Annotated in this window: 23 protein-coding genes and 2 tRNA genes; 14 read left to right on the top strand and 11 right to left on the bottom strand. The window is 28.6% G+C overall.

Going from position 1 to position 24,084, the window contains the following annotated elements:
* Positions 1 to 45 precede the first annotated feature (45 nt).
* On the top strand, positions 46 to 816 hold the full coding sequence (locus AC5SL3_RS00125) for an undecaprenyl-diphosphate phosphatase (protein WP_011281705.1): 771 nt from the start codon (positions 46 to 48) through the stop codon (positions 814 to 816).
* Here the strand turns inward: AC5SL3_RS00125 and AC5SL3_RS00120 are convergent.
* The 4 genes from AC5SL3_RS00120 to AC5SL3_RS00105 form a co-directional block, all read right to left on the bottom strand.
* Complete coding sequence (locus tag AC5SL3_RS00120; RefSeq protein ID WP_011281704.1) at positions 813 to 1,700, bottom strand: DMT family transporter; 888 nt, start codon at positions 1,698 to 1,700, stop codon at positions 813 to 815. The genes AC5SL3_RS00125 and AC5SL3_RS00120 overlap by 4 nt on opposite strands.
* A gap of 6 nt (positions 1,701 to 1,706) precedes the next feature.
* Positions 1,707 to 2,978, bottom strand: coding sequence for a 2-oxo acid dehydrogenase subunit E2 (locus tag AC5SL3_RS00115; RefSeq protein ID WP_271580130.1), 1,272 nt, complete (start codon positions 2,976 to 2,978; stop codon positions 1,707 to 1,709).
* Position 2,979: 1 nt separating this feature from the next.
* Positions 2,980 to 6,018: a pyruvate dehydrogenase (acetyl-transferring), homodimeric type gene (gene aceE, locus AC5SL3_RS00110; protein ID WP_020169010.1), complete on the bottom strand. Its 3,039-nt coding sequence runs from the start codon at positions 6,016 to 6,018 to the stop codon at positions 2,980 to 2,982.
* 130 nt (positions 6,019 to 6,148) lie between these two features.
* Entirely contained in the window at positions 6,149 to 7,336 is a 1,188-nt protein-coding gene (locus AC5SL3_RS00105; protein ID WP_011281701.1) for an acetyl-CoA C-acetyltransferase, read from the bottom strand.
* 75 nt (positions 7,337 to 7,411) lie between these two features.
* Between AC5SL3_RS00105 and AC5SL3_RS00100 the strand changes: the two genes are divergently transcribed.
* From AC5SL3_RS00100 to AC5SL3_RS00075, 6 genes are all read left to right on the top strand, one after another.
* Positions 7,412 to 7,488: transfer RNA gene (locus AC5SL3_RS00100), tRNA-Arg, on the top strand.
* A 122-nt stretch (positions 7,489 to 7,610) separates the two neighbouring features.
* Entirely contained in the window at positions 7,611 to 8,036 is a 426-nt protein-coding gene (locus AC5SL3_RS00095; protein ID WP_233788033.1) for a PaaI family thioesterase, read from the top strand.
* A gap of 129 nt (positions 8,037 to 8,165) precedes the next feature.
* On the top strand, positions 8,166 to 10,646 hold the full coding sequence (locus AC5SL3_RS00090) for a helicase-related protein (protein ID WP_018413755.1): 2,481 nt from the start codon (positions 8,166 to 8,168) through the stop codon (positions 10,644 to 10,646).
* Positions 10,646 to 11,071, top strand: a complete 426-nt coding sequence (locus AC5SL3_RS00085; RefSeq protein ID WP_006997481.1) for a tellurite resistance TerB family protein — start codon at positions 10,646 to 10,648, stop codon at positions 11,069 to 11,071. The genes AC5SL3_RS00090 and AC5SL3_RS00085 overlap by 1 nt, the downstream gene beginning before the upstream one ends.
* Positions 11,068 to 11,394 carry a ferredoxin FdxA gene (gene fdxA / locus AC5SL3_RS00080; protein WP_006997482.1) on the top strand — a complete coding sequence of 109 codons (327 nt, stop codon included), beginning with the start codon at positions 11,068 to 11,070 and terminating at the stop codon, positions 11,392 to 11,394. The genes AC5SL3_RS00085 and fdxA overlap by 4 nt, the downstream gene beginning before the upstream one ends.
* Positions 11,336 to 12,250 carry a CarD family transcriptional regulator gene (locus AC5SL3_RS00075; protein ID WP_494578117.1) on the top strand — a complete coding sequence of 305 codons (915 nt, stop codon included), beginning with the start codon at positions 11,336 to 11,338 and terminating at the stop codon, positions 12,248 to 12,250. Before fdxA ends, AC5SL3_RS00075 begins: the two co-directional genes overlap by 59 nt.
* A gap of 355 nt (positions 12,251 to 12,605) precedes the next feature.
* Here the strand turns inward: AC5SL3_RS00075 and AC5SL3_RS00070 are convergent, their stop codons facing one another.
* Positions 12,606 to 14,312 carry an AMP-dependent synthetase/ligase gene (locus AC5SL3_RS00070; protein WP_041185772.1) on the bottom strand — a complete coding sequence of 569 codons (1,707 nt, stop codon included), beginning with the start codon at positions 14,310 to 14,312 and terminating at the stop codon, positions 12,606 to 12,608.
* A gap of 7 nt (positions 14,313 to 14,319) precedes the next feature.
* A tRNA-Leu gene (locus AC5SL3_RS00065) sits at positions 14,320 to 14,404 on the bottom strand.
* Between the two features lie 68 nt (positions 14,405 to 14,472).
* Here AC5SL3_RS00065 and AC5SL3_RS00060 point away from each other — a divergent pair.
* The 3 genes from AC5SL3_RS00060 to AC5SL3_RS00050 are packed head-to-tail and all read left to right on the top strand — an operon-like array spanning position 14,473 to position 16,073.
* The gene (locus tag AC5SL3_RS00060; protein WP_006997486.1) at positions 14,473 to 15,069 is read left to right on the top strand and encodes a YqaA family protein; all 597 of its coding nucleotides are present in this window, start codon (positions 14,473 to 14,475) and stop codon (positions 15,067 to 15,069) included.
* Positions 15,070 to 15,076: 7 nt separating this feature from the next.
* The gene (locus AC5SL3_RS00055; protein ID WP_006997487.1) at positions 15,077 to 15,556 is read left to right on the top strand and encodes a disulfide bond formation protein B; all 480 of its coding nucleotides are present in this window, start codon (positions 15,077 to 15,079) and stop codon (positions 15,554 to 15,556) included.
* On the top strand, positions 15,540 to 16,073 hold the full coding sequence (locus AC5SL3_RS00050; RefSeq protein WP_006997488.1) for a demethoxyubiquinone hydroxylase family protein: 534 nt from the start codon (positions 15,540 to 15,542) through the stop codon (positions 16,071 to 16,073). The genes AC5SL3_RS00055 and AC5SL3_RS00050 overlap by 17 nt, the downstream gene beginning before the upstream one ends.
* Here the strand turns inward: AC5SL3_RS00050 and AC5SL3_RS00045 are convergent, their stop codons facing one another.
* Positions 16,074 to 16,640: an HNH endonuclease gene (locus AC5SL3_RS00045; protein ID WP_006997489.1), complete on the bottom strand. Its 567-nt coding sequence runs from the start codon at positions 16,638 to 16,640 to the stop codon at positions 16,074 to 16,076.
* A gap of 51 nt (positions 16,641 to 16,691) precedes the next feature.
* On the bottom strand, positions 16,692 to 17,348 hold the full coding sequence (locus AC5SL3_RS00040; protein WP_020169009.1) for an alpha/beta hydrolase: 657 nt from the start codon (positions 17,346 to 17,348) through the stop codon (positions 16,692 to 16,694).
* Positions 17,349 to 17,398: 50 nt separating this feature from the next.
* Between AC5SL3_RS00040 and AC5SL3_RS00035 the strand changes: the two genes are divergently transcribed.
* Positions 17,399 to 17,602, top strand: a complete 204-nt coding sequence (locus tag AC5SL3_RS00035) for a twin transmembrane helix small protein (protein WP_018413748.1) — start codon at positions 17,399 to 17,401, stop codon at positions 17,600 to 17,602.
* On the opposite strand, the gene AC5SL3_RS00030 is transcribed toward AC5SL3_RS00035, so the two are convergent.
* Complete coding sequence (locus tag AC5SL3_RS00030; RefSeq protein ID WP_006997492.1) at positions 17,599 to 18,114, bottom strand: TlpA family protein disulfide reductase; 516 nt, start codon at positions 18,112 to 18,114, stop codon at positions 17,599 to 17,601. The two genes, AC5SL3_RS00035 and AC5SL3_RS00030, sit on opposite strands and share 4 nt — an antisense overlap.
* A 24-nt stretch (positions 18,115 to 18,138) precedes the next feature.
* On the opposite strand from AC5SL3_RS00030, the gene argH reads away from it, so the two are divergent.
* From argH to AC5SL3_RS00015, 3 genes are all read left to right on the top strand, one after another.
* A complete protein-coding gene (gene argH / locus AC5SL3_RS00025; RefSeq protein ID WP_494578115.1) occupies positions 18,139 to 19,527 on the top strand; it encodes an argininosuccinate lyase in 1,389 nt (462 codons plus the stop codon).
* 117 nt (positions 19,528 to 19,644) lie between these two features.
* Positions 19,645 to 20,859 (top strand): diaminopimelate decarboxylase, encoded by a 1,215-nt coding sequence (gene lysA, locus AC5SL3_RS00020; protein ID WP_494578113.1) that lies wholly within the window; start codon positions 19,645 to 19,647, stop codon positions 20,857 to 20,859.
* 12 nt (positions 20,860 to 20,871) lie between these two features.
* Positions 20,872 to 21,573, top strand: coding sequence for a lysophospholipid acyltransferase family protein (locus AC5SL3_RS00015; RefSeq protein WP_011281690.1), 702 nt, complete (start codon positions 20,872 to 20,874; stop codon positions 21,571 to 21,573).
* Here the strand turns inward: AC5SL3_RS00015 and dnaN are convergent.
* Both dnaN and dnaA read right to left on the bottom strand, forming a co-directional pair.
* Positions 21,570 to 22,682 (bottom strand): DNA polymerase III subunit beta, encoded by a 1,113-nt coding sequence (dnaN, locus tag AC5SL3_RS00010; protein WP_271480398.1) that lies wholly within the window; start codon positions 22,680 to 22,682, stop codon positions 21,570 to 21,572. The two genes, AC5SL3_RS00015 and dnaN, sit on opposite strands and share 4 nt — an antisense overlap.
* Positions 22,672 to 24,084 (bottom strand): chromosomal replication initiator protein DnaA, encoded by a 1,413-nt coding sequence (gene dnaA, locus AC5SL3_RS00005; RefSeq protein WP_271498742.1) that lies wholly within the window; start codon positions 24,082 to 24,084, stop codon positions 22,672 to 22,674. The genes dnaN and dnaA overlap by 11 nt, the downstream gene beginning before the upstream one ends.

The raw sequence follows: 24,084 nt of genomic DNA, 5'->3' as shown, positions 1-24,084 counted from the left end.
ATGGAATTGTTTAAATTATTGAATATTTAAGCTACGAAGCATTAAATGTTCTCAAATATTATTGAAATTATAATCTTATCAATAGTTCAGGGAATATCAGAATTTTTACCAATTAGTTCATCAGCTCACTTGAATATTGTTGAGATAATATTTGAGTTTAATTCTAACTCACTAATGATTGATGTTAGTCTCCATCTTGGCTCTTTACTTGCAATAGTCTTTTATTTTAGAAGAGAGTTATTGGACCTTAGAAATAATCAGAAGTTATTATCTTTATTAATTATTGGCTCAATACCAATTGTAATAGCTGGCTACGTAATCAGCTCCACAGGTCTAGTTAACCTATTAGAAAACAATTTAAAGATAATCGCTTGGACAACATTAATTTTTGGAATTATCTTATATCTCGCAGATAAAAGTAAATTTGATAAAAAAATATCATCTAATTTAAATTTTAAAACAATACTATATATTGGTTTGTTCCAAATACTTGCTTTAATACCTGGTGTGAGTAGGGCAGGTATTACAATAACGGCTGCAAGACTTTTTAGATTTAATAGATTTGATTCAAGTAAAATTTCTTTTTTACTAGCTATACCTGCTATAGCTGGAGCAAGTGTGCTACAGTTAAAAAATGCCATTGGTCAAAGCTTTGAGCTTAACTATCTTGTACTAATATCAATCACTCTTTCTTTTTTATTTTCTTATTTTACAGTTAAGTTTTTCCTAGATTATATAAACAAATTTTCTTTGAATGTTTTTGTTATTTACAGAATAATTATTTCAATAATTCTGTTTATAATAATATATAATTAATTTTTTTTTAATATTGGTGCTAATTGTGAAAACAAAACACCAAATAAAATAAATAAACATCCAAATAAATTATTTATATCTAAAATTTGATCTAATAAAATCCAAGCAGCAATTGTCGCAAAAACACCCTCTAAAGAAAAGATTATTGCTGAGGGAGCAGGGGATATATTTTTTTGTGCATATATTTGTAAAACAAATGCAAGACCTCCAGACAAAATTCCAGCATATAAGATTTGAAATTTTTCTTTAAGAATATTGGACCAAATAAAATCTTCAAAAATTAATCCTATAATTAATGATAGCGAGGAAACAATTAAAGTTTGAATCGCACCAATTGTTAATGGAAGATTATATTTTTCTATAATTTTGCCAGTAAAAATAATGTGTGTACTCCAGAAAAATGCGCCTATTATTATAAGTGCATCACCATTTCTAACTGTTGCGCTATAAAAATTAGTTAACAAATAACCTCCCATCACACAAAGAAGAACAGAAGGCCAAATACTCCAGTGAATTGGCTTTTTATACATGAAAAAAATTATAAACGGAACCATTGGCACATAAAAAATCGTAAAGAATGCAGCATTAGCAACATCTGTATAGAGTAAAGCTACTTGTTGAAGTGCTGATCCCAAAAATAAAGATAGGCCTATTAAAATAGCCAAGTTGATAAATTCTTTTTGATTTTTTTGTACTGATTTTGATATTTTTTTTCTTTCAAAAATAAAAGCTAATGGAGCTACTACTAAAAAACCAACAAAAAACCTGACAGCATTAAAAGTGAAAGGGCCAATGTCGTCCATTCCAGTATCTTGAGCTATAAAAGTCGTTCCCCATATGAATGTACATAATAATGCACAAAATAATGATGATGTTTTTGACATTAATATCTATACAGCTAATTTATAAGCAAAATTTTTGCCTAAATTTTCTTTTAGATCATTATTAAATCTAGCTGCTTCAGCTCCATCAATTATTCTGTGATCATATGATAAAGAAAGCGGTAGCATTGTTCTTGTTTCAAATTTCCCATTAATAAAAATTTGTTTTTTTTGTGCCTTGCCTACTCCTAATATAGCAACTTCTGGATAATTTATTATTGGTGTAAAGAATGAACCTCCAATTCCTCCAAGACTCGTAATAGTCATAGATCCTCCAAAAAATTCTTTCTTATCTATTTTTAAATTTCTACATTGGTCACTTACTATTTTCAATTCATTGCTAATATATGAGATGCTTTTATTGTCAGCATTTCTAATTTTTGGCACCATTAAACCATGTGGAGTATCCACTGCAATCCCAACATGAAAATAGTTTTTCATTGTAATTTTTCCATTTTCAATATCATCTATTGAAGAGTTGAAACTAGGAAACTTTTTTAAAGATGCAACTAAAGCTTTAACAATAAAAGCTAATGGAGTAATTTTTTTTCTTTCCCCTGTATACATGTCAGTAAGTGAAGTTCTAAAATCTTCCATTTCAGTTATATCTGCTTCATCATGATTTGTGACATGAGGTATTGTAGTCCAAGAATTAACTAAATATGTAGAGGCTAATTTTTTAACTCTAGGCATATCTTTAACTTCAATTTCACCAAAATCAGAATGAGAATATTCACTAACAATTTTTTTTGGTTGAACTTCGGTCTTATCTGGAGCTTTATTAATTCTAGAGGATATAAAATTTTTTACATCATCTTCCACAATTCTTCCCTGTCTTTCACTACCAACTATTTCATTAATATTAACCCCAAGTTCTCTAGCAAATTTACGTACTTTTGGGCTTGCAGATGAAATTTCTGAATTATCTTTTTTTATTGTATTTTGTGCTGGATTGACTTTTGCAATTTTTTCTACTTGATTTTGATTTGTAACTTGTTCTGCTTCTTTAATAGTTTTTTGTTCTATTTTTTTTTCTTCTTCTCCAGACTGTTCTATAGTTAATATTAAATCACCTTCTGAAACCCTATCTCCCACTTTAATTTTAACAGACTTAACCTTTCCATCAAAAGAAGCTGGTATTTCAACACTAGATTTGTCACTCTCAATTGTAATAAGTGGATCATTTTTAGAAACTGACTGGCCATTTGAAACTAGCACCTCAATTACCTCAACGTCTTTAAATTCACCAATATTTGGTACTTTAATCTCTTTATCTGACATCTTATAGTTTTGTTGGCATTGGTTTGCTGCCATCAATATTATACTTCTTTATGGCTTCTTTAGCGTATTTAGAAGCTATCAGTTGCTCTTTTGCTAACACACTCAGTCCATAGGCAACAATATGCTCTTTATCAACTTCAAAAAATTTTCTAAGGTTTTTTCTAGTGTCACTTCTTCCATAACCATCTGTCCCTAAAGAATAAAAACTTTTATTAGTATAAGGTCTAATTTGGTCAGAATTCATTCTCATATAATCTGAGGCTGCCATAATCGGTCCTTCAGTTTTTCCTAAACACTGTTCTACAAATGAAACTTTTTGTTCTTTATCAGGGTTTAAGAGATTATATCTTTCAACTTCCATGCCATCTTTTCTCAACTCATTAAAGCTAGTAACACTCCAAATTTCACTATCTATCTGATATTCATTTTGAAGAATTTCTGCTGCAGACATCATTTCTCTCAATATTGTACCTGAGCCTAAAAGTTGAATTTTTGTTTTTCCATACCTATTAAATTCTTTAATCTTGTACATTCCTTTAAGAATTCCTTCTTCACAATTTTTATCTTTTGGCATTCCTGGATGTGAATAGTTTTCATTCATGGTTGTGATATAATAAAAAACATTTTCATTTTTTTCATGCATTCTTCTCAAGCCTTCTCTAAAAATAACAGCTAACTCATAATGAAAAGTTGGGTCATATGTTACACAATTTGGTATCGTTGAAGCTATCAAGTGACTGTGTCCATCTTGGTGTTGTAATCCTTCACCAGCCAAAGTAGTTCTTCCAGCTGTTGCTCCAATTAAAAAACCTCTGGCCTGACTATCTCCAGCAGCCCATGCAAGATCTCCTATTCTTTGAAAACCAAACATTGAGTAAAAAATATAAATTGGAATCATTTCAATATCATGATTCGTGTAAGCTGTTGCAGCTGCAATCCATGATGACATTGCTCCAGCTTCATTAATTCCTTCCTCTAATACTTGTCCACTTTTATCTTCTCTATAAGAGCTTAACTGTGCAGAGTCTTCAGGTTCATATTTTTGACCTTCATGAGCATATATTCCTATTTTTTGAAAAAATCCTTCCATGCCAAAAGTTCTTGCTTCATCAGGAATAATTGGGACTAACCTCGGTGAAACATTCTTGTCTCTTAGCAAATTTGTAAACATTCTAACTAATGCCATGGTTGTAGACATTTCTTTTTCACCTGTTGATACTTTCATAAAATCAAAAATATCTTTTGCTGGTGCTTTAATTGGCTTTGCGTAAGTTGTTCTCTCTGGCAAAGAACCCCCAAGGTTCATTCTTCTTTCTTTGATGTATTTAATTTCAGGAGATTTTTCGTCTGGCTTAAAATACTCTACATTTTTTACTTGATCGTCAGTCAAGGGCACATCAAAACGATCTCTATAATATAATAAATCGTCTACGTCTAATTTCTTAGTTTGATGAGTTGTGTTAACACTTTCGCCTGTTTTTCCCATGCCATAACCTTTAATGGTTTTAGCGATTATAACCGTTGGGCTGCCTTGATTTTTTGATGCCTGATCATATGCTGCATAAACTTTATGAGGATCATGACCACCTCTATTCAATCTCCAAATATCTTTATCTGACAAACTAGAAACTAGCTCTTGTGTCTCTGGATATTTTCCAAAAAATTTTTCTCTAACGTAAGCTCCATCTCTAGCCTTCATTGCTTGATACTCACCATCAACAGTTTCGTTCATAGCTTTAACTAAATGACCTGTTTTATCATTAGCAATCAGTGAGTCCCAGTAAGAACCCCAAATTACTTTAATTACATTCCAGCCAGCTCCTCTAAAACTTCCTTCTAGCTCTTGAATAATTTTTCCATTACCTCTAACAGGTCCATCTAATCTTTGAAGATTACAGTTTATAACAAATATTAAATTATCCAGTTTTTCCCTAGAAGCTAACCCTATAGCACCTAAAGACTCAGGCTCATCCATTTCTCCATCACCAAGAAATGCCCAAACTTTTCTACCTTCATCTTTAATTAATCCTCTATTAATTAAATATTTCATATATCTCGCCTGGTAAATTGCAAGCATAGGTCCTAATCCCATTGACACAGTTGGAAACTGCCAAAACTTTGGCATCAACCAAGGGTGTGGATATGAAGAAAGTCCCCCTGGTTTTACTTCTTGTCTAAAACTATCTAATTGTTTTTCATTTAATCTGCCTTCTAAAAATGCTCTAGCATAGATGCCTGGTGCACTATGACCTTGAAAATAAACTAAATCACCACCAAATTTATTATTTTTAGCTCTCCAAAAATGATTCATTCCTACATCATAAAGTGTTGCTGCAGATGCGAATGTTCCTATATGACCACCTAATTCAGGAAATTTTTTATTTGCTCTCACAACCATGGCTGCTGCATTCCATCTAATTAAAGATCTAATTCTTCTTTCAATGTTCTGATCTCCATTGGACTTGACTTCTGCCTCTGGTGGGATTGTATTTATGTAAGGAGTGTGTTGTGTATAAGGAATATTTGCACCTTCTTGATATGCTTTGTTGATTAATTCTTTTATCAAAAAATGAGCTCTTTGATTTCCATCTTTTTCAACAACTGCAGATAAAGACTCTAACCAATCTTGTGTCTCTAATGGATCAATATCATTTTCATTTGTAACTTGAATTATTGTTTGTTTTTTTTCTGGGGCTGGACTTTGTTGACTAGCTTCTTCTTTTTTTTCATTCTTTAAAACAGATTCTGCTTGTTTAATAATACTTTCTGTATCTTTAGGAATTGGCTTTTCTGAAGGGCTTTCTTTTGAAGACTCAATACTTAATAATATGTCTCCTTTAGAAACTTTATCACCCACTTTAATATTTACAGATTCTATCTTGCCAGAAACTGTTGATGGAATTTCAACACTAGATTTGTCACTCTCAATGGTAACAACAGGATCATTTAAGTTTATTTGATCTCCAACTTTTACTAAAAGTTCAATGACCTCAACTTTTTCAAATTCACCAATGTCCGGAACAAGTAATTTTTCACTCATTATTTTAAATCGATTTATACACTTAAAAAAAACTATATCTCATGTTATTTTAGCACAATAATAAGCCTTTTTGTGCAAACCTGTATTTTTATTGAACAAAAAACTTTAAAATTAACAAATAAATAAGAAGTTAATTTCTCTCAATGCACATGGCTATTCCCATTCCACCACCAATACAGAGGGTGGCACAACCTTTGCTTTTATTTCGTCTAATCATCTCATGAATAAGAGTTACTAAAATTCTGGTTCCTGAAGCTCCAATTGGATGTCCTAATGCAATTGCCCCACCATTAACATTTACAATCTCTTTAGGAATTTTAAGATCTCTAATTACAGCAATACTTTGAGCTGCAAAGGCTTCATTTATTTCAAATAAATCGACATCTTCTCTCCTCCATTCAGCTTTTTCTAAAGCTATATTAACAGCTTGAATTGGACCTAACCCCATCAACGAGGGTTCAACACCACAAGTTGCCCAAGAGACTACTTTAGCTAAAGGCTCTATGTCTCTATGTTCTGCTTCATCTCTAGACATTAATATAGTTGCTGCCGCACCATCATTGATTCCTGATGAATTTCCTGCGGTGACTGTTCCATTTTCTTTGAAAACAGTTTTTAGTTTTTTTAGATCTTCTAAATTTAAATTGCTTCTTGGATGTTCATCTTTTTCAAAAAGAAAATTTTTATTATCTGTATCAATCTTTAATTTGATCAGCTCATTTTTGAATCTATTTTCATTTATAGCTTGTTGAGTTTTTTCTTGAGAATTTAATGCAAATAAATCTTGTTCATCTCTAGAAATTTTATATTTTTCTGCAACATTTTCAGCAGTTATTCCCATGTGATAATTGTTAAACGAGTCTATTAATCCATCATTGATCATCGTATCTACTAACTTATTTTCATCTAGTCTTTTATCTTCTCGATAAAATATAGCATGTGGTGCTCTAGACATATTTTCTTGTCCACCAGCAACTATAATTTTATTTTCACCTAGTTTAATAGACTGATATCCTGAAATTACAGATCTTAATCCAGATCCACATACTTGATTGATTATATGTGCAGGTTTTGAAACTGGAATTCCAGCATGAATAGAAGCTTGTCTTGCTGGGTTTTGTCCTAGTCCAGAAGTTAAAACATGTCCCATAATCACTTCATCAATATCGTCTGATTTTAATTTTGATTTATAGACAGCTTCTTTAATAGCTAATGCACCTAATTTATCAGCACTCAAATCTTTTAAAGATCCTTTATATGTGCCTATAGGTGTTCTTAATGCAGCTGTAATAACTACATCATCTAGTTTTTTGGTCATTGCTAATACAACATAATATTTTATAAGTTAAATTACATTAAAAACTTTGATATACTGAGTAAATTATTTAATTAAGGACCGCTGGCCAAATTGGATAAGGCGCTCGGCTACGAACCGGGAGATTCCAGATTCGAGTTCTGGGCGGTCCACCAAAAAGGATAAATAAAAAAATGTTAGATTGGCTACTAAAATCATCTCTACAAAAATCAGTTATATATTTTTTTATAATTGTTTTTATAATCTTATTAATTTTAACCTTCATATTATAAAAATTATGAGTAATGAATTTGAACAAATAAGTATTAAATCTGGTTTTATGAAACACAATGGTGGTGTTTTATTTAGAACTATGTCTGAAACAGAATATGAGTTTAAATCTATAATTAATGAAAACCATTTGAATAATGCAGGAATAACTCATGGTGGTTATTTATCAGCCTTAATTGATGCAGGTGCAGGAACTGCTGCACACAGAGCGTCAGGTAATGCACCTTGTGTAACCATTTCATTAGACTTAAAATTTATTGGTGCATCTAAAGTGGGAGATGAAATCACCGGTTTTACAAGAATTTTAAAAAAAACAAATTCACTAGTATTTTTGTTTTGTGAACTAAAATGTAACAATAAAATTATAACCTCTGCTTCAGGTATATGGAAAATTTTAAAAATAAAATCTTCTAACTTAGGTCCAGGTGGTTAATTTTTAATAATTTTATAAACTTTAAAATGAGAACTTTTCTCTAATGATTCGGTCATGTTTTAACCTATTTTTGTTCTTTATGGACAACAATATATGGTGGAGTAAAAATTTAAGGTACCATCAATAGAAATGTCTAAAAATAAAATTACAGCTGTTCTTGGTCCAACAAATACCGGCAAAACCTATCTTGCAATAGAAACAATGCTTTCTTTTGATTCGGGAATGATTGGATTTCCATTACGTTTACTTGCAAGAGAGGTATATGACAAAATTATAAAAAAAATAAGCTCTGATAAAGTTGCATTAATCACGGGTGAAGAAAAAATAATTCCTCCTAATGCAAAATATTTTCTTTGCACAGTAGAATCGATGCCAATCAATAAGCATTTAGATTTTGTGGGTATTGATGAAATACAAATGTGTGCAGATCATGAGAGAGGTCATATTTTTACTGATAGATTGTTAAATCTTCGTGGCGAAAAACTAACGATGTTTATGGGATCTAGCACTATTAAAAATATAGTTAATAAATTGAATGAAGACACTGAGTTTATAAATAGAGAAAGACTTTCAAAACTTACTTATGTAGGGCATAAAAAAATATCAAGAATAAATAGAAAAACTGCAATAATAGCTTTTTCAACTGAAGAAGTTTATGCAATTGCTGAACTTGTACGTAGACAAAAAGGTGGAGCAGCTATTGTTATGGGCTCTCTAAGTCCAAAAACCAGAAATGCGCAGGTTGAATTATATCAATCAGGGGATGTTGATTTCCTAGTTGCTACAGATGCAATTGGTATGGGAATTAATATGGATTTAGAAAATGTATATTTTTCAAACCTTAAAAAATTTGATGGTAAAAAATTAAGACGTCTTAATATGTCTGAGATTGGGCAAATTGCTGGAAGAGCAGGCAGATATTTAAATGATGGTAGTTTTGGAGTGACTGGAGACTGCAAAGATATTTCAGCTGAGGAAGTAGAATTACTTGAAAATCATAAATTTGAAGAAATTAGAATGTTATTTTGGAGAAATTCTAATTTAAATTTTAATAACGCTTTAAGTTTAATTAAATCACTTGAAGAAAAACCCAATAAAGATTGGTTAAGGAAAATACACGAGTGCGGAGATGAAAAAGTATTAAAATATTTTTTAAAAGATATGGAAGGTAACAAAATTGAAAACAACAGAGAAACACTTGAATTACTTTGGGAGTGTTGTCAAATTCCAGACTTTGTGAAAAAAACATATGGAAATCATATTGAAGTTGTTGGCAAGGTATTCAATTTTTTAAATAGTAATTATGGTAAAATTACCAATGATTATATGAGATTACAGTTGATGAAATTAGATAAATTAGAAGGAAATGTAGATTCTTTGTCAAATAGAATTGCAAATGTTAGAACTTGGTCTTATGTTTCCAATAAAATTAATTGGGTTGAAAACCAAGATTATTGGATAGAGAAAACAAAACTATTAGAAGATAGATTATCAGATAGACTACATGAAGAACTTACAAAAACATTTATTGATAAACGAGCCAGCGTACTTGCAAGAGGCTTAAACCAAGATATGGATTTTAAAACTGAAATAATGGAAAACGACAAAGTAATAATTGATGAGCAGTTTATTGGTGATTTAAAAGGTCTAAAATTTGAAATGGACTTAAAAGTTGGGGCTTTAGAAACTGACATTAAATCATTGAAAAAGGCAGCAAGACAGACTGTGGGGCCCGAGCTTCAAAAAAGAGTTCAGTTAATCATAGAAACAGGTCTAATTGAATTAAAAGATGATTTTAAAATCTATTGGAAAAATTTTCCTATTGCAAAATTAGTAACCGGAAAAGATTATTTAAATCCAGATATACTTTTAATAGTAGATGATCTTTTAGAAAATAATGACAAACAAAAATTATCAGAATTTATTGAAAAATGGGTTAATGAAAAAATTAATTTAATACTAAAAAGTTTAATTGATCTAAGAAATTTAAAAGAAAGTAACTCATCCATTAAAGCTTTAGCTTATCAATTGTATGAAAGCAATGGTGTAGTTAAAAGAGAAATGGTTACCGAATACTTAAAAAAACTTGGGCAAGATGAAAGAAAAATTTTAAGAGACTTAGGGGTGAAGTTTGGGCGTTATCATATTTTTTTATTCAAACTATTAAAACCTGAAGCAGTTTCTTTAAGAACTTTATTATGGAAAAATTTTAACCAAAAGTATTTTGAGTTGACGCCACCTACGTTTGGTTTAAATTTTTTAGATGACAAAAATAAAAGAAATAAAAAATTTATGCTTTTATGTGGATTTGAAAATTTTGATAATTATTTTGTTAGAATTGACATCTTAGAGAGATTATTTATGCTAATTATTAACGCTAGCCCCGAAAAGGATAAAGAAATTAAACTAGTACCAGAGATGCTTAATTTATTAGGATGTAGTAAAGATAACTTTAAGAAATTGATTGAAAAAATGAATTATAAAACTTTAGAAAAAGACAATGATATGTATTTTAGATATAATCCAAAAAAACAAATTAAAAAAACTTTTAAAAAAATAGATACTTCAAACAGCCCATTTAAAGTATTGAAAAACTTAAATTTGAATTAATGATTAGCTTTTTTAAAAATAAAGAAAAAAATGAACCTCAGGATAACTCTTATTCTAAAATTGCTGCCTTGCTAATTCATGCAGCAAAAATAGATGAGGCTTATGAAAAAAAAGAAGAAGATATTATTAAAGAAACGCTTATTGATTTAGGCGCACCGGTCTCTGAGATAGATAAAATTATGTCTGAAGCAATAATTGTTGAAGATAACTCAAATCAAATATTAGATTTTACAAGAGAAGTAAAAAATGTTCCAGATTCTGATAAAATTAAAATAATTGAGTCATTATGGAAAATAATCTATTCAAACGATAGTGCTGACATTTATGAAACAAACTTAATGAGAAGACTCTCAGGTTTACTATATGTGGATGCCAAGACAATGGGAGACTTGAAGTTAAAAGTAAAAAGTGAATTGGGAAAATGACATACGTTGTAAATGATAAATGTATTAAGTGTAAACTAATGGACTGCGTTGAAGTCTGTCCTGTTGATTGCTTTTATGAAGGCAAAAATATGCTTGTAATTAAACCGGAGGAGTGTATAGATTGTGGCGTTTGCGAGCCAGAATGTCCAGTAGATGCGATAGTAGCAGATACTGAGTCTGGGAGCGAAAAATGGCTTGAACTAAATACAAAGTATTCTGAAATTTGGCCAAATATAACTATTAAAAAAGATCCTCCAGAGGATAATGAAAAATATAAAAATGAAGAAAACAAGTACGACAAATATTTTAGCGAAAATCTTTAAAAAAACTCCTGAGAAAAAAGTAAAAAAAAAAACTAAAGCAAAGGTAGCAAAAAAGCCTACGCTTCCTAAAGCTAAAGTTGTAAAAAAAAAAATTCCAGTAAAAAAAACTAAAACAATAAAAGCAACTCCAACTAAAATTAAAAAAAATTTAAAAACAGTCTCTAAAAAAGCTGTTCCAGAAAAAGTAGAAATTAAAACTGATAATTTAAGAATTTCAAAAAGTAATGAAGTTAAGCCTGAAATTAAAAAGGTAAAAAAACAAGAAACAGAAAAAAGAGAATATAAAGTTAAAGATTACGTTGTTTATCCAAAACATGGCGTTGGCCAAATTACAGAGTTTAAAAAAATTAACATTGGTGGAATTGATGTTGAAACTTATGTTCTTAAATTTGAAAAAGACAAAGCCAATGGTATGGTTCCTGTAAATAAGCAATCTCATCTTAGACCTCTTGCAACAATAAATCAGGTCAATAAATGTATATCTATTTTAAAAAGCAAGCCAAAAATTAAAAGATCTATGTGGAGTAGAAGAGCACAGGAATATGAAGCAAAAATTTCTTCAGGCAAAATCTATGAGCTTGCAGAAGTTGTTAGAGATTTAAATAAAGGTGACGACTTAATGGTTGATCAATCATACAGTGAAAGACAGTTGTTTGAAAAAGCTTATGAAAGAATTTTATCTGAATTTCAAATAGTGATGGGTGTATCATTAGAAGATACCCAGAAAAAATTAGATAAGGCTTTAAAGAGAAATTTTGAGGGCCAAGCAAAAGCTGTGGCTGCACCAACTAAGATTAAAGAACCTATCACAGAATCTGACACAGACTCAGAGCCAATTACCGATACTGAGGATTAAAAATTAGGGCAAAAAAAACGCCTCTCACACATAACGTTATGAGAAGCGTTTTTTGAAAAGTCTAAGATACTATCTTTTTCTTTTCTTCGCTTTTTTAGCTTTTTTAGCTTTTTTCTTAGTCTTCTTTTTAGCTTTTTTAGCTTTTTTCTTTGTAGCCATCTTTAGCTCCCTGTTTAAGTTAAACGAATCAAAGTGATTCGTTGTTAACTTATTTTTATTTTTTTATACAAGTGATGTCAATTCATTAATTAATTGGCAAATTATAAATTTATTTTTTAAAAAAAATTTTTATTTAAAATTTTTGTTATGTAAAAAACATTAACGTTTATGCGACTTATAATGTCTTTTATAAAAATTAATTAAAAAGTTTTTCTAACTCATTTTGATAAGTTTTTATAATTTTATATCTTTTTAATTTTAAAGTAGGGGTCATCATATTGTTTTCAATTGTAAATTGATTTTTAATTACAAAAAACTTTTTTATTTTTTCTATTTTACTTAAATTTTTATTTATTTTTTCTATTTCTATTTTAATTTCTTCATTCTTTATATTTTTATATTCTGAGCTTAAAACAATTAAACAAACTAGATAAGGTTTGTTGTCACCATAAACTAAACTTTGCTCTATGTAATTAGATTTATTTAAATCACTCTCTATTTTGATTGGAGAAATATTATCTCCACCTGGAGTTATAATTATATCTTTTTTTCTATCTGTTATTTTTAAAAACTCGCCATCAAACTCTCCAATGTCACCTGTAGATAACCATCCATTCTTTAAAACTTTATTTGTTTCTTCTTCATTATTCCAGTAACCCAACATCACATTTTCTCCTTTAACCAGAATCTCACCATCATTTGCAATTTTAACTAAATTTCCCCTAAATGGTTTGCCCACAGTTTCTACCCTAATTTCATTAATAGAATTACAGCTTACTACAGGAGATGTTTCGGTTAATCCGTACCCTTGTAACGTTGGGAGACCAATTGCATTTAAAAAGCAACCCACTTCTTTGTCTAACGCTCCTCCTCCTGAAATAAATGCCTTTAGATTTCCACCAAATTGTTCTTTGATTTTCTTTCGTACTAAAAGATCACAAACAAAATTTATTAAACTTTCTATTAATGAAAATTGCACTCTATTTAATTTCTTATTTCCAAGTTTGATGGTTTGATTGATTAAGAATTTTTTTATTCCTGTAGCTTTACTAAAATTAGTATTTATTTTTTGATGTAAATTTTGATAAAATCTAGGAACTGCTGTCATTATCTCAGGTGAACAATTTTCCATATTTTTTATAAGTTTTTCTATACTCTCAGCATAGAATACCTGTGCTCCCACGACTATTTGAACAAATTGGACTGTATGTTCATATGAATGAGAAAGGGGTAGCCATGTCAAAAATTTAGGTTTTTTTGAGACAAACTCTTTTAATAAACCAAGGGCTCCCTCACAATTGTTTAAAATTCCACCATGGCTTAATACAACTCCTTTTGGATTTCCCTGGGTACCAGATGTATAAATTATACAAGCAATATCTTTTCTTTGAATTTTTAATTCAGAAAAATTTAAGGAATTAAAGTTTTTATTAGCAAAAATTTGATTAATACTTACATGAAGTTCTTGGTCAAATTCTTCAATTACATCAAAAAAAATAATTTTTTTTATAAATTTTTTTTTAGGTATAATATTTTTTACTTTTAAATACTGTGTCTTATTAGAAATGATTAAAACAGTCGGAGTGCAATCATCAATTATATACTCATAGTCTCTTTCTACATAAGTTGTATAAGCCGGAACTGTTATGCCCTCCGAAAGCATAATAGATAAATCTGATATCATCCACTCTGGTCTATTTTCTGATATTAACAAGCATCTATCACCTTTTTTTATATATCTTGATATTTCCTCAGAAAGTTTAATGACATTTGAATATACATCTTCCCAAGAATATTTTTTTTCAACTTCTTTTAAGGATTGTAAAAACACACTTGTTTTATCTTGTGTAAGATACTGTTTATAAAATAGTTCTAATAAATTATTAATTTTGTTTATTTCCATAATATATTGGTGGGCGAAGAGAGAATCGAACTCTCACTTCTTGCGAAACACGATTTTGAGTCGTGCGCGTCTACCAGTTCCGCCACTCGCCCTTTGTTTTCTTTATTATAACTATAAAATTAAATAGTATAAGAACATAATTTATATTAAAAACAAAAAAATGCTTAATGAATTATATCAAAAAACTTTAAAACTTGCTGCCCACAAGAAGTCAAATACTTATCTTGCAATTTTATCTTTTACTGAAAGTTCTTTTTTTCCAATCCCACCTGACGTTATGATTGCTCCAATGGTTATTGCAAAAAAAAATGATTATTTAAAAATTTTTTTAATAGCTACTTTGTTTTCTTCACTTGGAGGTATCCTTGGATATTTCATTGGATCTTATTTTTTTGATCTTGGAATGATTGTAGTAGAATTTTATAATTATGAAGAAAAGGTAATTAATCTTAAAAATAGCTTATCTGAGGGAAGTGGTCTTTATGTGTGGCTTGCTACATTATTTCTTGCTGGGTTTACGCCTTTGCCCTTTAAAGTATTCACAATAACAAGTGGTATGATTGGTTTTAATTTGCCTATATTTTTCATTATTTGTCTATTTTCTAGAGGGTTGAGATTTTTTATCGTCTCATACCTATCATATAAATTTGGTGATATTTTTAGCAAGTTTATGAAAACTGATGCTGCAAAATGGTTTACAATTTTAGGTATTATAATTGTATTAATTTTTACCCTAATATATTTTGCAATTAAATAACACAAACATGATTAAACGAAAAACTACACTTCATCTTATATTGTTATTCAGTATTTTTGCTCTTTTAACAGCCTATTTTATTGAACATATTTTGGGTCATCAACCGTGCAATCTTTGTTTAATTGAAAGAATACCTTATGTTGTTTCAATAGTTATAATTTTACTTTTTATTTTTATTCAAAAGTTTGAAAGATTTTTTTTAATAATTTTAAGTATTACATTTATTATAGCATTCTCTATTTCGTTTTATCATTTTGGAATAGAGCAAGGCTTTATAAAAGAGTCTTTAGTTTGTGACCTAAATTCTAATAATGCAGATTTGACTAAAGAAGCTCTTCTAAATCAGCTAAAAGAGGTTACAGTTAGCTGTAAAGATGCAACGTTTAAAATTTTAGGATTATCTCTTGCTACAATAAATATTTTTATCTCTTTAATAATCACAACTATAACTATAAAACTTTTCTTAACTTATGAAAAAAACAAATAAAGAAAAAGTAAAAGAATTTATTCGAGTTGATCACGCAGGTGAACGAGGTGCAATAAAGATTTATGAAGGCCAATTACTAGCTCTAAATACATTTGTTAAAGATGAAAACCTTAAAAAGAAAATTGAAGAAATGAAAATTCACGAAAAAGAACACTGTGAATATTTTGAAAATGAAATTAAAAAAAGAAATATAAAACCTACAAAGTTTTTACCTTTATGGGATTTGCTTGGTGTAGGACTTGGTTTTGGCTCAACAATGCTGGGGAAAAAAGCTGCTATGCTATGCACTGCCTCAGTGGAAGAAGTAATTGACGAACATTATCTAAATCAAATTAATGAGTTAGAAAACGATGAGAAAAAATTAAAAGAAAAAATAATTAAATTTAGAGAAGATGAGCTGCATCATAAAGATATAGCCTATAAAGAAGGTGCAACTAAAAAAGGAATGTATTCTATTCTGGATAAATTAATTAAAACTGGATCAAAAATTGCTATTAATATTTCTGAGAAAATTTAATTAAGCTTCTAACTCAACATCCCAATACAAATAATCCATCCAGCTCTTGTGTAGGAAATTTGGTGGGAAATTTTTACCATTTTTATGTAGGTCTTCTGTAGATGGCTGATATGGCTTTTGATTTAAGCTCATATCCAAATTTTTTAATAACCTTCCACCTTTTTTTACATTGCATGAAGAACAAGCAGTTACAACATTATCCCAGTTGGTTTGTCCACCTTTGGATCTTGGAAGTAAATGATCAAAAGTAAGATCTTCACCACTTCCACAGTATTGACATGAAAATTTATCTCTTAAAAAAACATTAAATCTTGTGAAGCTAGGATTAGACTGTGGTTTTATAAAACTTTTTAATGCAATAACACTTGGTAATCTCATATTAAACGATGGGCTCCTAATAACTCTGTCATAATTACTAACTATAACAACTCTATCCAAAAAAACAGATTTTATAGAATCTTGCCAGCTCCATAAAGACAATGGATAATAACTTAAAGGCCTATAATCTGCATTTAACACTAGCGCAGGACATTTTTCTAAAGACAAATTCTGATCGTTAAAAATCATTATAAAAAACTCTAACTGAAAAAAAATAATTTATCAATAAATAGAATTTAATTATATTTGAAAGTTATTTTTAATATAATTTAAAGCCGCGCTTGATGCCTCAATAGGAATATGATGTTCACAATTCTTTATCATTTTGGTTTCAATTTCAATATTATTTCTAATTAGGAAATCTTTTGCCTCTAATAAAAATGTTGGTGACACAACTGCGTCTTGATCACCATGTATCAATAGCATTTTAGTAGAAGAAGATTTTCTCATACTAAGATCATCTTGATTAATTATCTTACCAGAAAAACCAACAATACAATTATAATTTTGATTGCTAGTTAAACCTAAATTAATAGACATCATGCATCCTTGACTAAATCCTGATAAGCAAATTTGAGAATTATTAAGATTATATTCAGTTTTAACTTCTTCAATATATTTTTGGAGTTTATTTTCTGCTTTTTTAGATTCTTCTAGAATATAACTTGGATCATCTTTAGTTAAATCAAACCATTGAAAACCTGCTGGGTTAATTTTACATTCTTCATGACCATCTGGACATAAAAAAATAGTATTAGGCAAAAATCTTTTCCAATTTAAGGTCAACATACTTATGTCTTTCCCATCACCCCCATAACCGTGCAGTAAAATAATAGCATTTTTAATTGGCATGTCTTTTTCTGGCTTAATAATTGTAGTTGATAGACAAAGTGTCATAGATGTTTTTATTATGTTTTTTTTATTAAAAATTATTCTACAATAGTTTCATGATAACAGGAACATTAGTTAAAATTTTAGGTATTGTGCTTTTAATAGTTGTAGCAGTCGTCTTGATCTTAGGAATTGGAACTTTGTTCAAAGGTGGCGAAACTAGCAAAAAATATTCGAATAAACTGATGCAGCTAAGAGTGTTGCTGCAATTCATTGCTATAGTAGCATTGGTTAGTTTTGCTTATTTCTTTAAAGATTAATCGTATTGTTTTAGCCAATTAATAAAATCCAAATTATTAAAATCAATAGATCCCATAATACGCCCAAACTCTTCACCTTTTTTATTAAATAAAATAGTTGTAGGAACTCCCCTTAAAGAAAATTTTTTAGCCAAAGTAATTGGCGCATCAAAATATATCTCTAGATTTTGAATATTTAGTTCTCTAAAAAAAGAATCTGATTTAGAGAAATTTTCCTGGCCAATATTAATAGGAAAAATTTTTAAGTTATCAAAATTACTATTTGACTGTAAGTCATCTAGAGATGGCATCTCCTCTCTGCAAGGAGCACACCAAGTAGCCCAAAAATTCAATATTAACAATTTTCCTTTAAAATCATCTAAATTTACATCATAATTATTTGAGTCTTTAAAAACTACTCCCTCATATATTTTTGTATTTTTTGATAAAACTAAATTTTTTATATTAGGTTTTTCTAGTGCATAACTAATGTTGCTAGTTATTAGGTAGATAAATATTAATAATAATTTCATGCTAAATATGTATAATTAATTATCATGGTAAAAAATAAAAACAATATGGCAATATGGGGATCAAGAATAAAGAAAGATGCCTCAACTTTGTTCCAAAAAGTTGGTAATTCAATAGATATTGATAAAAAGCTTTTTCAAGAAGATATTTTAGGATCAATCGCACATGTTGAGATGTTATTTAGACAAAAAATTATTTCTTTTAAAATTAAGAATAAGATAATTTTTGGACTTAATAAAATTGAGAAAGAAATTTTAAAAAATAAATTTGAATATAATAAAAAATATGAAGATATTCATATGAATATTGAAAAAAGATTATTTCAAATTATAGGAGAAGAGGCTGGATATGTTCACACGGCTAGATCTAGAAATGATCAGGTAATTACTGATTTTAAAATGTGGACGACTTCAGCAACTAAAGAAATTAATAAGAATTTAGACAATATTATTAAAACCATTCTCAAAATTTCAGAAAAAAATATTGAAACCATAATGCCTGGGTTTACTCATTTAAAAAATGCACAAGCTGTATCTTTTGCACATTATTTAATGTCTTATGTAGAAATGTTTAATAGGGACAAAAAAAGATTTACCTATAATTTAGAAAGTTTATCAGAAAATCCTTTGGGTGTTGCCGCTTTAACAGGTACTTCTTTTAATATTGACAGAAATTTTACTTCAAAAAAACTAGGCTTTAAAAGACCAACAAATAATTCAATTGATACTGTTGCAGATAGAGATTTTGTTCTAGATTTTTTATATAGCGCTTCTGTTTGTTCAATGCATATTTCAAGAATTGCTGAAGAGCTTATTATTTGGAACTCTGATGGATTCAACTTAATTGCACTTTCAGATAAAGTGGTAACTGGTTCTTCGATAATGCCTCAAAAGAAGAATCCCGATTTGTTAGAATACTTAAGAGGGAAAACTGGAATGGTTTATGGAAATTTATTTTCAATGCTGACAATTCTTAAAGGACTTCCCATATCTTATTTTAAAGATCTTCAAGATGACAAAGAAATACTCTTCAAATCTAATGAAATCCTTAATAATAGTATTGCTATTCTTAATGAGGTTTTAAAAAATCTAAAGCCTAATAAACAACAAATGTTAGACCTTGCTAACTCAGGCTATATTACAGCTACTGACTTAGCTGACTATCTTGTTAAAAATCATTCAATGCCATTTAGAAAAGCGTATCAAACTACAGCTTCTATTGTGAATTATGCAGAGAAAAAAAAGAAAAAATTGAATGAATTAGATATTGACGAACTAAAGAAAATTGAACCAAGGCTCACAATTGAAGTTTTAAAGATATTTAATGTGAAAAACTCTGTTAACTCTAAAAAATCTTATGGTGGAACGTCTTTTGATAATATCAAAAAAATGATAATGAAATATAAAAAGATGTAAAATGATAAAAAAACTAATTTTAATTTTTATAATTTGTTCTTTCTTGTTTTCATGTGGAAAAAAAGGAGATCCTCAATATGAGGGGAATGAAATGGTTTTTCCAAAGTCAGTAGATTGATGAAATATATAAATAAAAACTTAACAATTGAAAAAGTTAATGTTCAAAAAATAGCAAAAAAGTTTGGTACACCAACTTATTGTTATTCACACAAACGGCTAACAGAAAATATAAAAAATTTTAAAAAAAATTTTAGCTCTTTTTCTCCATTGATTTGTTTTGCTGTCAAATCCAATACTAATGTAAATCTGATAAGAGAAATTAGAAAATTAGGGCTAGGTGCTGATGTTGTTTCAATGGGTGAGTTAATGATGGCTCTAAAAGCAGGTATAGACCCAAAAAAAATTGTTTTTTCGGGCGTGGGTAAAACTTCAAAAGAAATAAGTTATGCAATTGATAAAAAAATTTTATTAATAAATGCTGAGTCTAAAAGTGAAATTATTGAAATTGAAAAAATTGCAAAATCAAAAAAAAAAATAGTTAATATAGGTATTAGACTTAATCCCAATACAGATGCTAAGACATTAAAACAAATTTCAACTGGAAAAAAAGAAAATAAATTTGGTGTAGATGAAAAAACTTTTTTTGAATTAGTAAATTTTACAAATCATTCTAAAAATATTAACCTTAAATGCTTAAGTGTTCATATTGGTAGTCAAATTTTAGATCACAAACCATATGAAAAAATGCTCAATGTAGTGAATAAAATAATAAAAAAAAGTGGTCATGTCTTTGAATTTATTGATCTAGGTGGGGGCATGGGTATATCTTATGAAAAAAATAGTAAAAAACTTAACTATCAAAAATATAACATTGCTATACAAAAATTTTTAAAGGACCAAAAAACAAAAATAATATTTGAACCTGGTCGATCTATAGTTGGTAATATTGGATTTTTAATTTCTCAAGTTATTTATATAAAGGAAAATACTAAAAAAGATTTCGTCATATTAGATGCTGCAATGAATGATCTTATGAGACCTGCATTATATGGTGCAAATCACCAAACTATACCTGTAGTAAAAAATAATAGAATTTCAAACAAAACTTATGAATTTGTAGGACCAATTTGTGAAAGTACAGACAAATTTACAACTATAAAAGGTTTTCAGAAATTAAAAGAAAAAGATCTTGTGATAATGTGTGATGTTGGAGCTTATGGAATGTCACTAAGCTCAAATTACAATGTAAGACCAAAACCAGCAGAATTAATAATTAAAGGATCAAAGATTAATATTATTAAAAAAAGACAAAAACTAAAAGATTTGATTTAGTTTTTGATTAATATGATAAGAAATTTTTTATTTTCATTATTTTTTTTCTTAGGAATAGTTTTAATTTCCATAATTTTCTTGCCAGCAATTTTACTACCAAAAAAAATAGTTTTATTTGGTGGAAAAATTATGGGCTTTTGGACTTCTTTATGTTTAAAAATATTTTTATCAACAAAGATAATCATTAAAGGTAGGGAAAACATAATTAGAGGAAAAAAATTTTTTATAGCTGCTTCACACCAGTCAATGTTTGAAACTTTTTTTTTACAAACTATTTTTAATTCTCCTGTTTTTATTTTAAAAAAAGAATTGCTAATGATTCCTATATTTGGCTGGTATTTAAAAAAAATAGGGTCAATTTCAATTAAAAGAAATAAAATTTCTAAAGAAAACTTAGGTTTTTTCGATGATATTTCTAAACAAGTGAAATTATCTGAAAGACCTTTAATAATTTTTCCACAAGGAACAAGACTTTCTGCAGAAGATAGAACTCCTTTTAAAAAAGGATCTGGTAGAATTTATGAAGAATTGAATATTCCATGCCAACCAATCGCAATCAATTCTGGTAATACCTGGCCAAAACATGGTTGGAAAAAAATTAATACCACTCTAACTGTTTCAATTTTAAAACCTATTGAACCTGGACTAAGCAAGGAAATTTTTACAAAGGAATTGGAAAAAACTATTTATACTGAACTTGATACTTTAAGCTAGCCTTTCATAGGCATTACAACAAATATACTGTCAAAATCGCCTGGATCTTTAATTAATGCCGGAGACCCAGTATCATTGAAAAAAATTTCAATCTTATCTCCATCAAGTTGTGCTGCTACATCAATTAAATATCTAGAATTAAAACTTATTTCTAGATCATGATCAAACTTTACAGTTAAACTTTCTTTTCCATCACCACTATTTGTGTTGTTAACTGATAAGTTTAAAACGTCTTTTGACAAATTAAATTTAACTCCATCTTTTTTATCTAATGAAACTGAAGCAACTCGATCAACAGAGTCTAAAAATAATTTTAAATCTATTTCTAACTTCTTTTGATTATTCTTAGGTATTACCTGAATATAATTTGGAAATTTTCCATCAATTAACTTAGATATTAATATACTATTATTTAATTCAAATTTTATTTTAGATTTAATATTTGAAATTTTAACATCACCATCATAACTTTCTAACAATGAGCATAGTTGAAAAATTGTTTTTTTAGGAAGTATTATTGGTTCAAAATCTACTTGCTGGTCTAATCTTATTTTTGAAATAGACATTCTATGACTGTCTGTAGCTGCTGCTGTTAAAAAATTTTTATCTTCAGTTTGTGTTTGATGAAAAAAAATTCCACTTAAATAGTGTCTTGTTTCATCATTTGAAACTGAAAATTTACATTTATTCAATAATTTCAATAATTGTTTTGATTTTATAGAAAATTCATTTTGATTAAAGTTTTCATCTGTTAGTGGAAACTCAGATGCACTAATACAATTTAAATTAAAAACAGACTTTTCAGACTCAACTTGAAGTTTGCTAACGTCTGTTAAAGATAAATTAATTTTTTTTCCTGACGAAAATTTTCTTATGATGTCATACATAATAGATGACGTGGTAGTTGTGTTTCCTTCTTCTATAACTTCTACATTGTTAATTTGATGAATAAATATTAAATCTAAATCGGTTGCTGTAATTGTTAGGTTAGAATTACTCGCATTTAATAAAACATTTGACAAAATAGGGAGTGTGCTTCTTTTTTCAATTACGCCTTGGCAATAATTAAGTGCTTGTTGCAGATCTTGTTGATTAACGTTAAATTTCATTTTCTTTATTATACAATATCTGATTTTTTAGATTATTAATATTGTTTGTCATTTCTGGATCTTTTTCCTTCAATTTTTCAATGGTTTTAACTGAATGAATGATTGTTGTATGATCTCTATTAGAAAATTCTCTTCCAATTTCAGGTAATGACTTAGATGTCAAAATTTTTGTTAAATATATTGCTGTTTGTCTTGGTCTTACAAGATATCTAGATCTTCTTGAAGAAAGCATCTCACTTTTACTAATTTTGAAGAACTTACATACAGTTGATTGTATTAAATCTATTGTTACTTTGTTTTCTCCAATATTTAATAGATCTTTTAAAACTACTTTAACCTCTGATAAATTTGGAACTTTGTTGTAAATTCTTGAAAAAGAAACAACTCTATTAATTGCTCCTACTAACTCTCTAATACTTGTGGTTATTTCTGTGCTTATAAATTTTTGTATTTCTTCTGAAATATTTACTTGATTTGAGTAAAAAATATTTAGTTCCTCTGTTTTTTGTTTAACAATTTTACTTCTAAGTTCATAGTCAGGTTTTTGTATATCTACAACAAGACCTCCAGCAAATCTTGATTTAATTCTATCTTGGATTCTTGATAATTTGTTTGGAGCTCTATCGGCAGAGATTATAACTTGTGAGCCTTTATCTAATAGTGCATTAAACGTATGAAAAAACTCTTCTTGCATTGCTTCTTTACCATTCATGAATTGAATATCGTCTATCAATAATATGTCAGTATTTCTAAAATACTCTTTAAACTTCACCATATCATTAGATTTGATTGATTTTACAAACTGATACATAAATCTCTCAGCAGAAATAAACATAACTTTGTTTTTTTCTTTTAATGAAAGACCAATTGAATTTAATAAATGTGTTTTTCCCATTCCAACTCCTCCATAAATATAAAGTGGATTATAATGAGAAATATTTTCTGAAACTTTCATGGATGCTTCATAGGCAAGTTTATTACTTGTTCCTGTTATAAAATTATCAAATCTTTTATTTGGATCTATTCTGTTATATTGCAAGTATGTATCTTTAATGAATGATACGTTTTCATTATTTTCATTTTTAGTAAAATTATTTTCTATCTCATTTTCAGAATTTTTTTCAATAATCTTAAACTCTATTCTTGTTAAATCTTTCTTATACGTTTTTACTATTTGTAAAATTTGGTCTAAATATCTTGAAGTAATCCAGTCTCGAATAAATCTAGTAGAAACCGAAAGTAAGACATAGCTATTCATCTCTTCAACAAAGTCTATCTTTCTAAGCCAGCTTTCATATATATCGCTACCTAGCTTATTTTTCATATCCTTTTGAATTACAGCCCAATCTAAAGCTTCAGATGAAACATCTTTTGTACTTTGTGTTGTGTTGTTGCTTGTCAT

This window comes from Candidatus Pelagibacter sp. PS_34 (assembly GCF_059417845.1).
The sequence above is the reverse complement of the archived record's forward strand: the minus strand, read 5'-3'. Positions and strand labels throughout refer to the sequence as shown.

Coding starts and splice junctions, on each gene's coding strand:
- AC5SL3_RS00125 (WP_011281705.1), top strand. CDS start 46: ATGTTCTCAAATATTATTGAAATTATAATCTTATCAATAGTTCAGGGA.
- AC5SL3_RS00120 (WP_011281704.1), bottom strand. CDS start 1,700: ATGTCAAAAACATCATCATTATTTTGTGCATTATTATGTACATTCATA.
- AC5SL3_RS00115 (WP_271580130.1), bottom strand. CDS start 2,978: ATGTCAGATAAAGAGATTAAAGTACCAAATATTGGTGAATTTAAAGAC.
- aceE (WP_020169010.1), bottom strand. CDS start 6,018: ATGAGTGAAAAATTACTTGTTCCGGACATTGGTGAATTTGAAAAAGTT.
- AC5SL3_RS00105 (WP_011281701.1), bottom strand. CDS start 7,336: ATGACCAAAAAACTAGATGATGTAGTTATTACAGCTGCATTAAGAACA.
- AC5SL3_RS00095 (WP_233788033.1), top strand. CDS start 7,611: ATGAGTAATGAATTTGAACAAATAAGTATTAAATCTGGTTTTATGAAA.
- AC5SL3_RS00090 (WP_018413755.1), top strand. CDS start 8,166: ATGTCTAAAAATAAAATTACAGCTGTTCTTGGTCCAACAAATACCGGC.
- AC5SL3_RS00085 (WP_006997481.1), top strand. CDS start 10,646: ATGATTAGCTTTTTTAAAAATAAAGAAAAAAATGAACCTCAGGATAAC.
- fdxA (WP_006997482.1), top strand. CDS start 11,068: ATGACATACGTTGTAAATGATAAATGTATTAAGTGTAAACTAATGGAC.
- AC5SL3_RS00075 (WP_494578117.1), top strand. CDS start 11,336: ATGAAAAATATAAAAATGAAGAAAACAAGTACGACAAATATTTTAGCG.
- AC5SL3_RS00070 (WP_041185772.1), bottom strand. CDS start 14,312: ATGGAAATAAACAAAATTAATAATTTATTAGAACTATTTTATAAACAG.
- AC5SL3_RS00060 (WP_006997486.1), top strand. CDS start 14,473: ATGCTTAATGAATTATATCAAAAAACTTTAAAACTTGCTGCCCACAAG.
- AC5SL3_RS00055 (WP_006997487.1), top strand. CDS start 15,077: ATGATTAAACGAAAAACTACACTTCATCTTATATTGTTATTCAGTATT.
- AC5SL3_RS00050 (WP_006997488.1), top strand. CDS start 15,540: ATGAAAAAAACAAATAAAGAAAAAGTAAAAGAATTTATTCGAGTTGAT.
- AC5SL3_RS00045 (WP_006997489.1), bottom strand. CDS start 16,640: ATGATTTTTAACGATCAGAATTTGTCTTTAGAAAAATGTCCTGCGCTA.
- AC5SL3_RS00040 (WP_020169009.1), bottom strand. CDS start 17,348: ATGACACTTTGTCTATCAACTACAATTATTAAGCCAGAAAAAGACATG.
- AC5SL3_RS00035 (WP_018413748.1), top strand. CDS start 17,399: ATGATAACAGGAACATTAGTTAAAATTTTAGGTATTGTGCTTTTAATA.
- AC5SL3_RS00030 (WP_006997492.1), bottom strand. CDS start 18,114: ATGAAATTATTATTAATATTTATCTACCTAATAACTAGCAACATTAGT.
- argH (WP_494578115.1), top strand. CDS start 18,139: ATGGTAAAAAATAAAAACAATATGGCAATATGGGGATCAAGAATAAAG.
- lysA (WP_494578113.1), top strand. CDS start 19,645: ATGAAATATATAAATAAAAACTTAACAATTGAAAAAGTTAATGTTCAA.
- AC5SL3_RS00015 (WP_011281690.1), top strand. CDS start 20,872: ATGATAAGAAATTTTTTATTTTCATTATTTTTTTTCTTAGGAATAGTT.
- dnaN (WP_271480398.1), bottom strand. CDS start 22,682: ATGAAATTTAACGTTAATCAACAAGATCTGCAACAAGCACTTAATTAT.
- dnaA (WP_271498742.1), bottom strand. CDS start 24,084: ATGACAAGCAACAACACAACACAAAGTACAAAAGATGTTTCATCTGAA.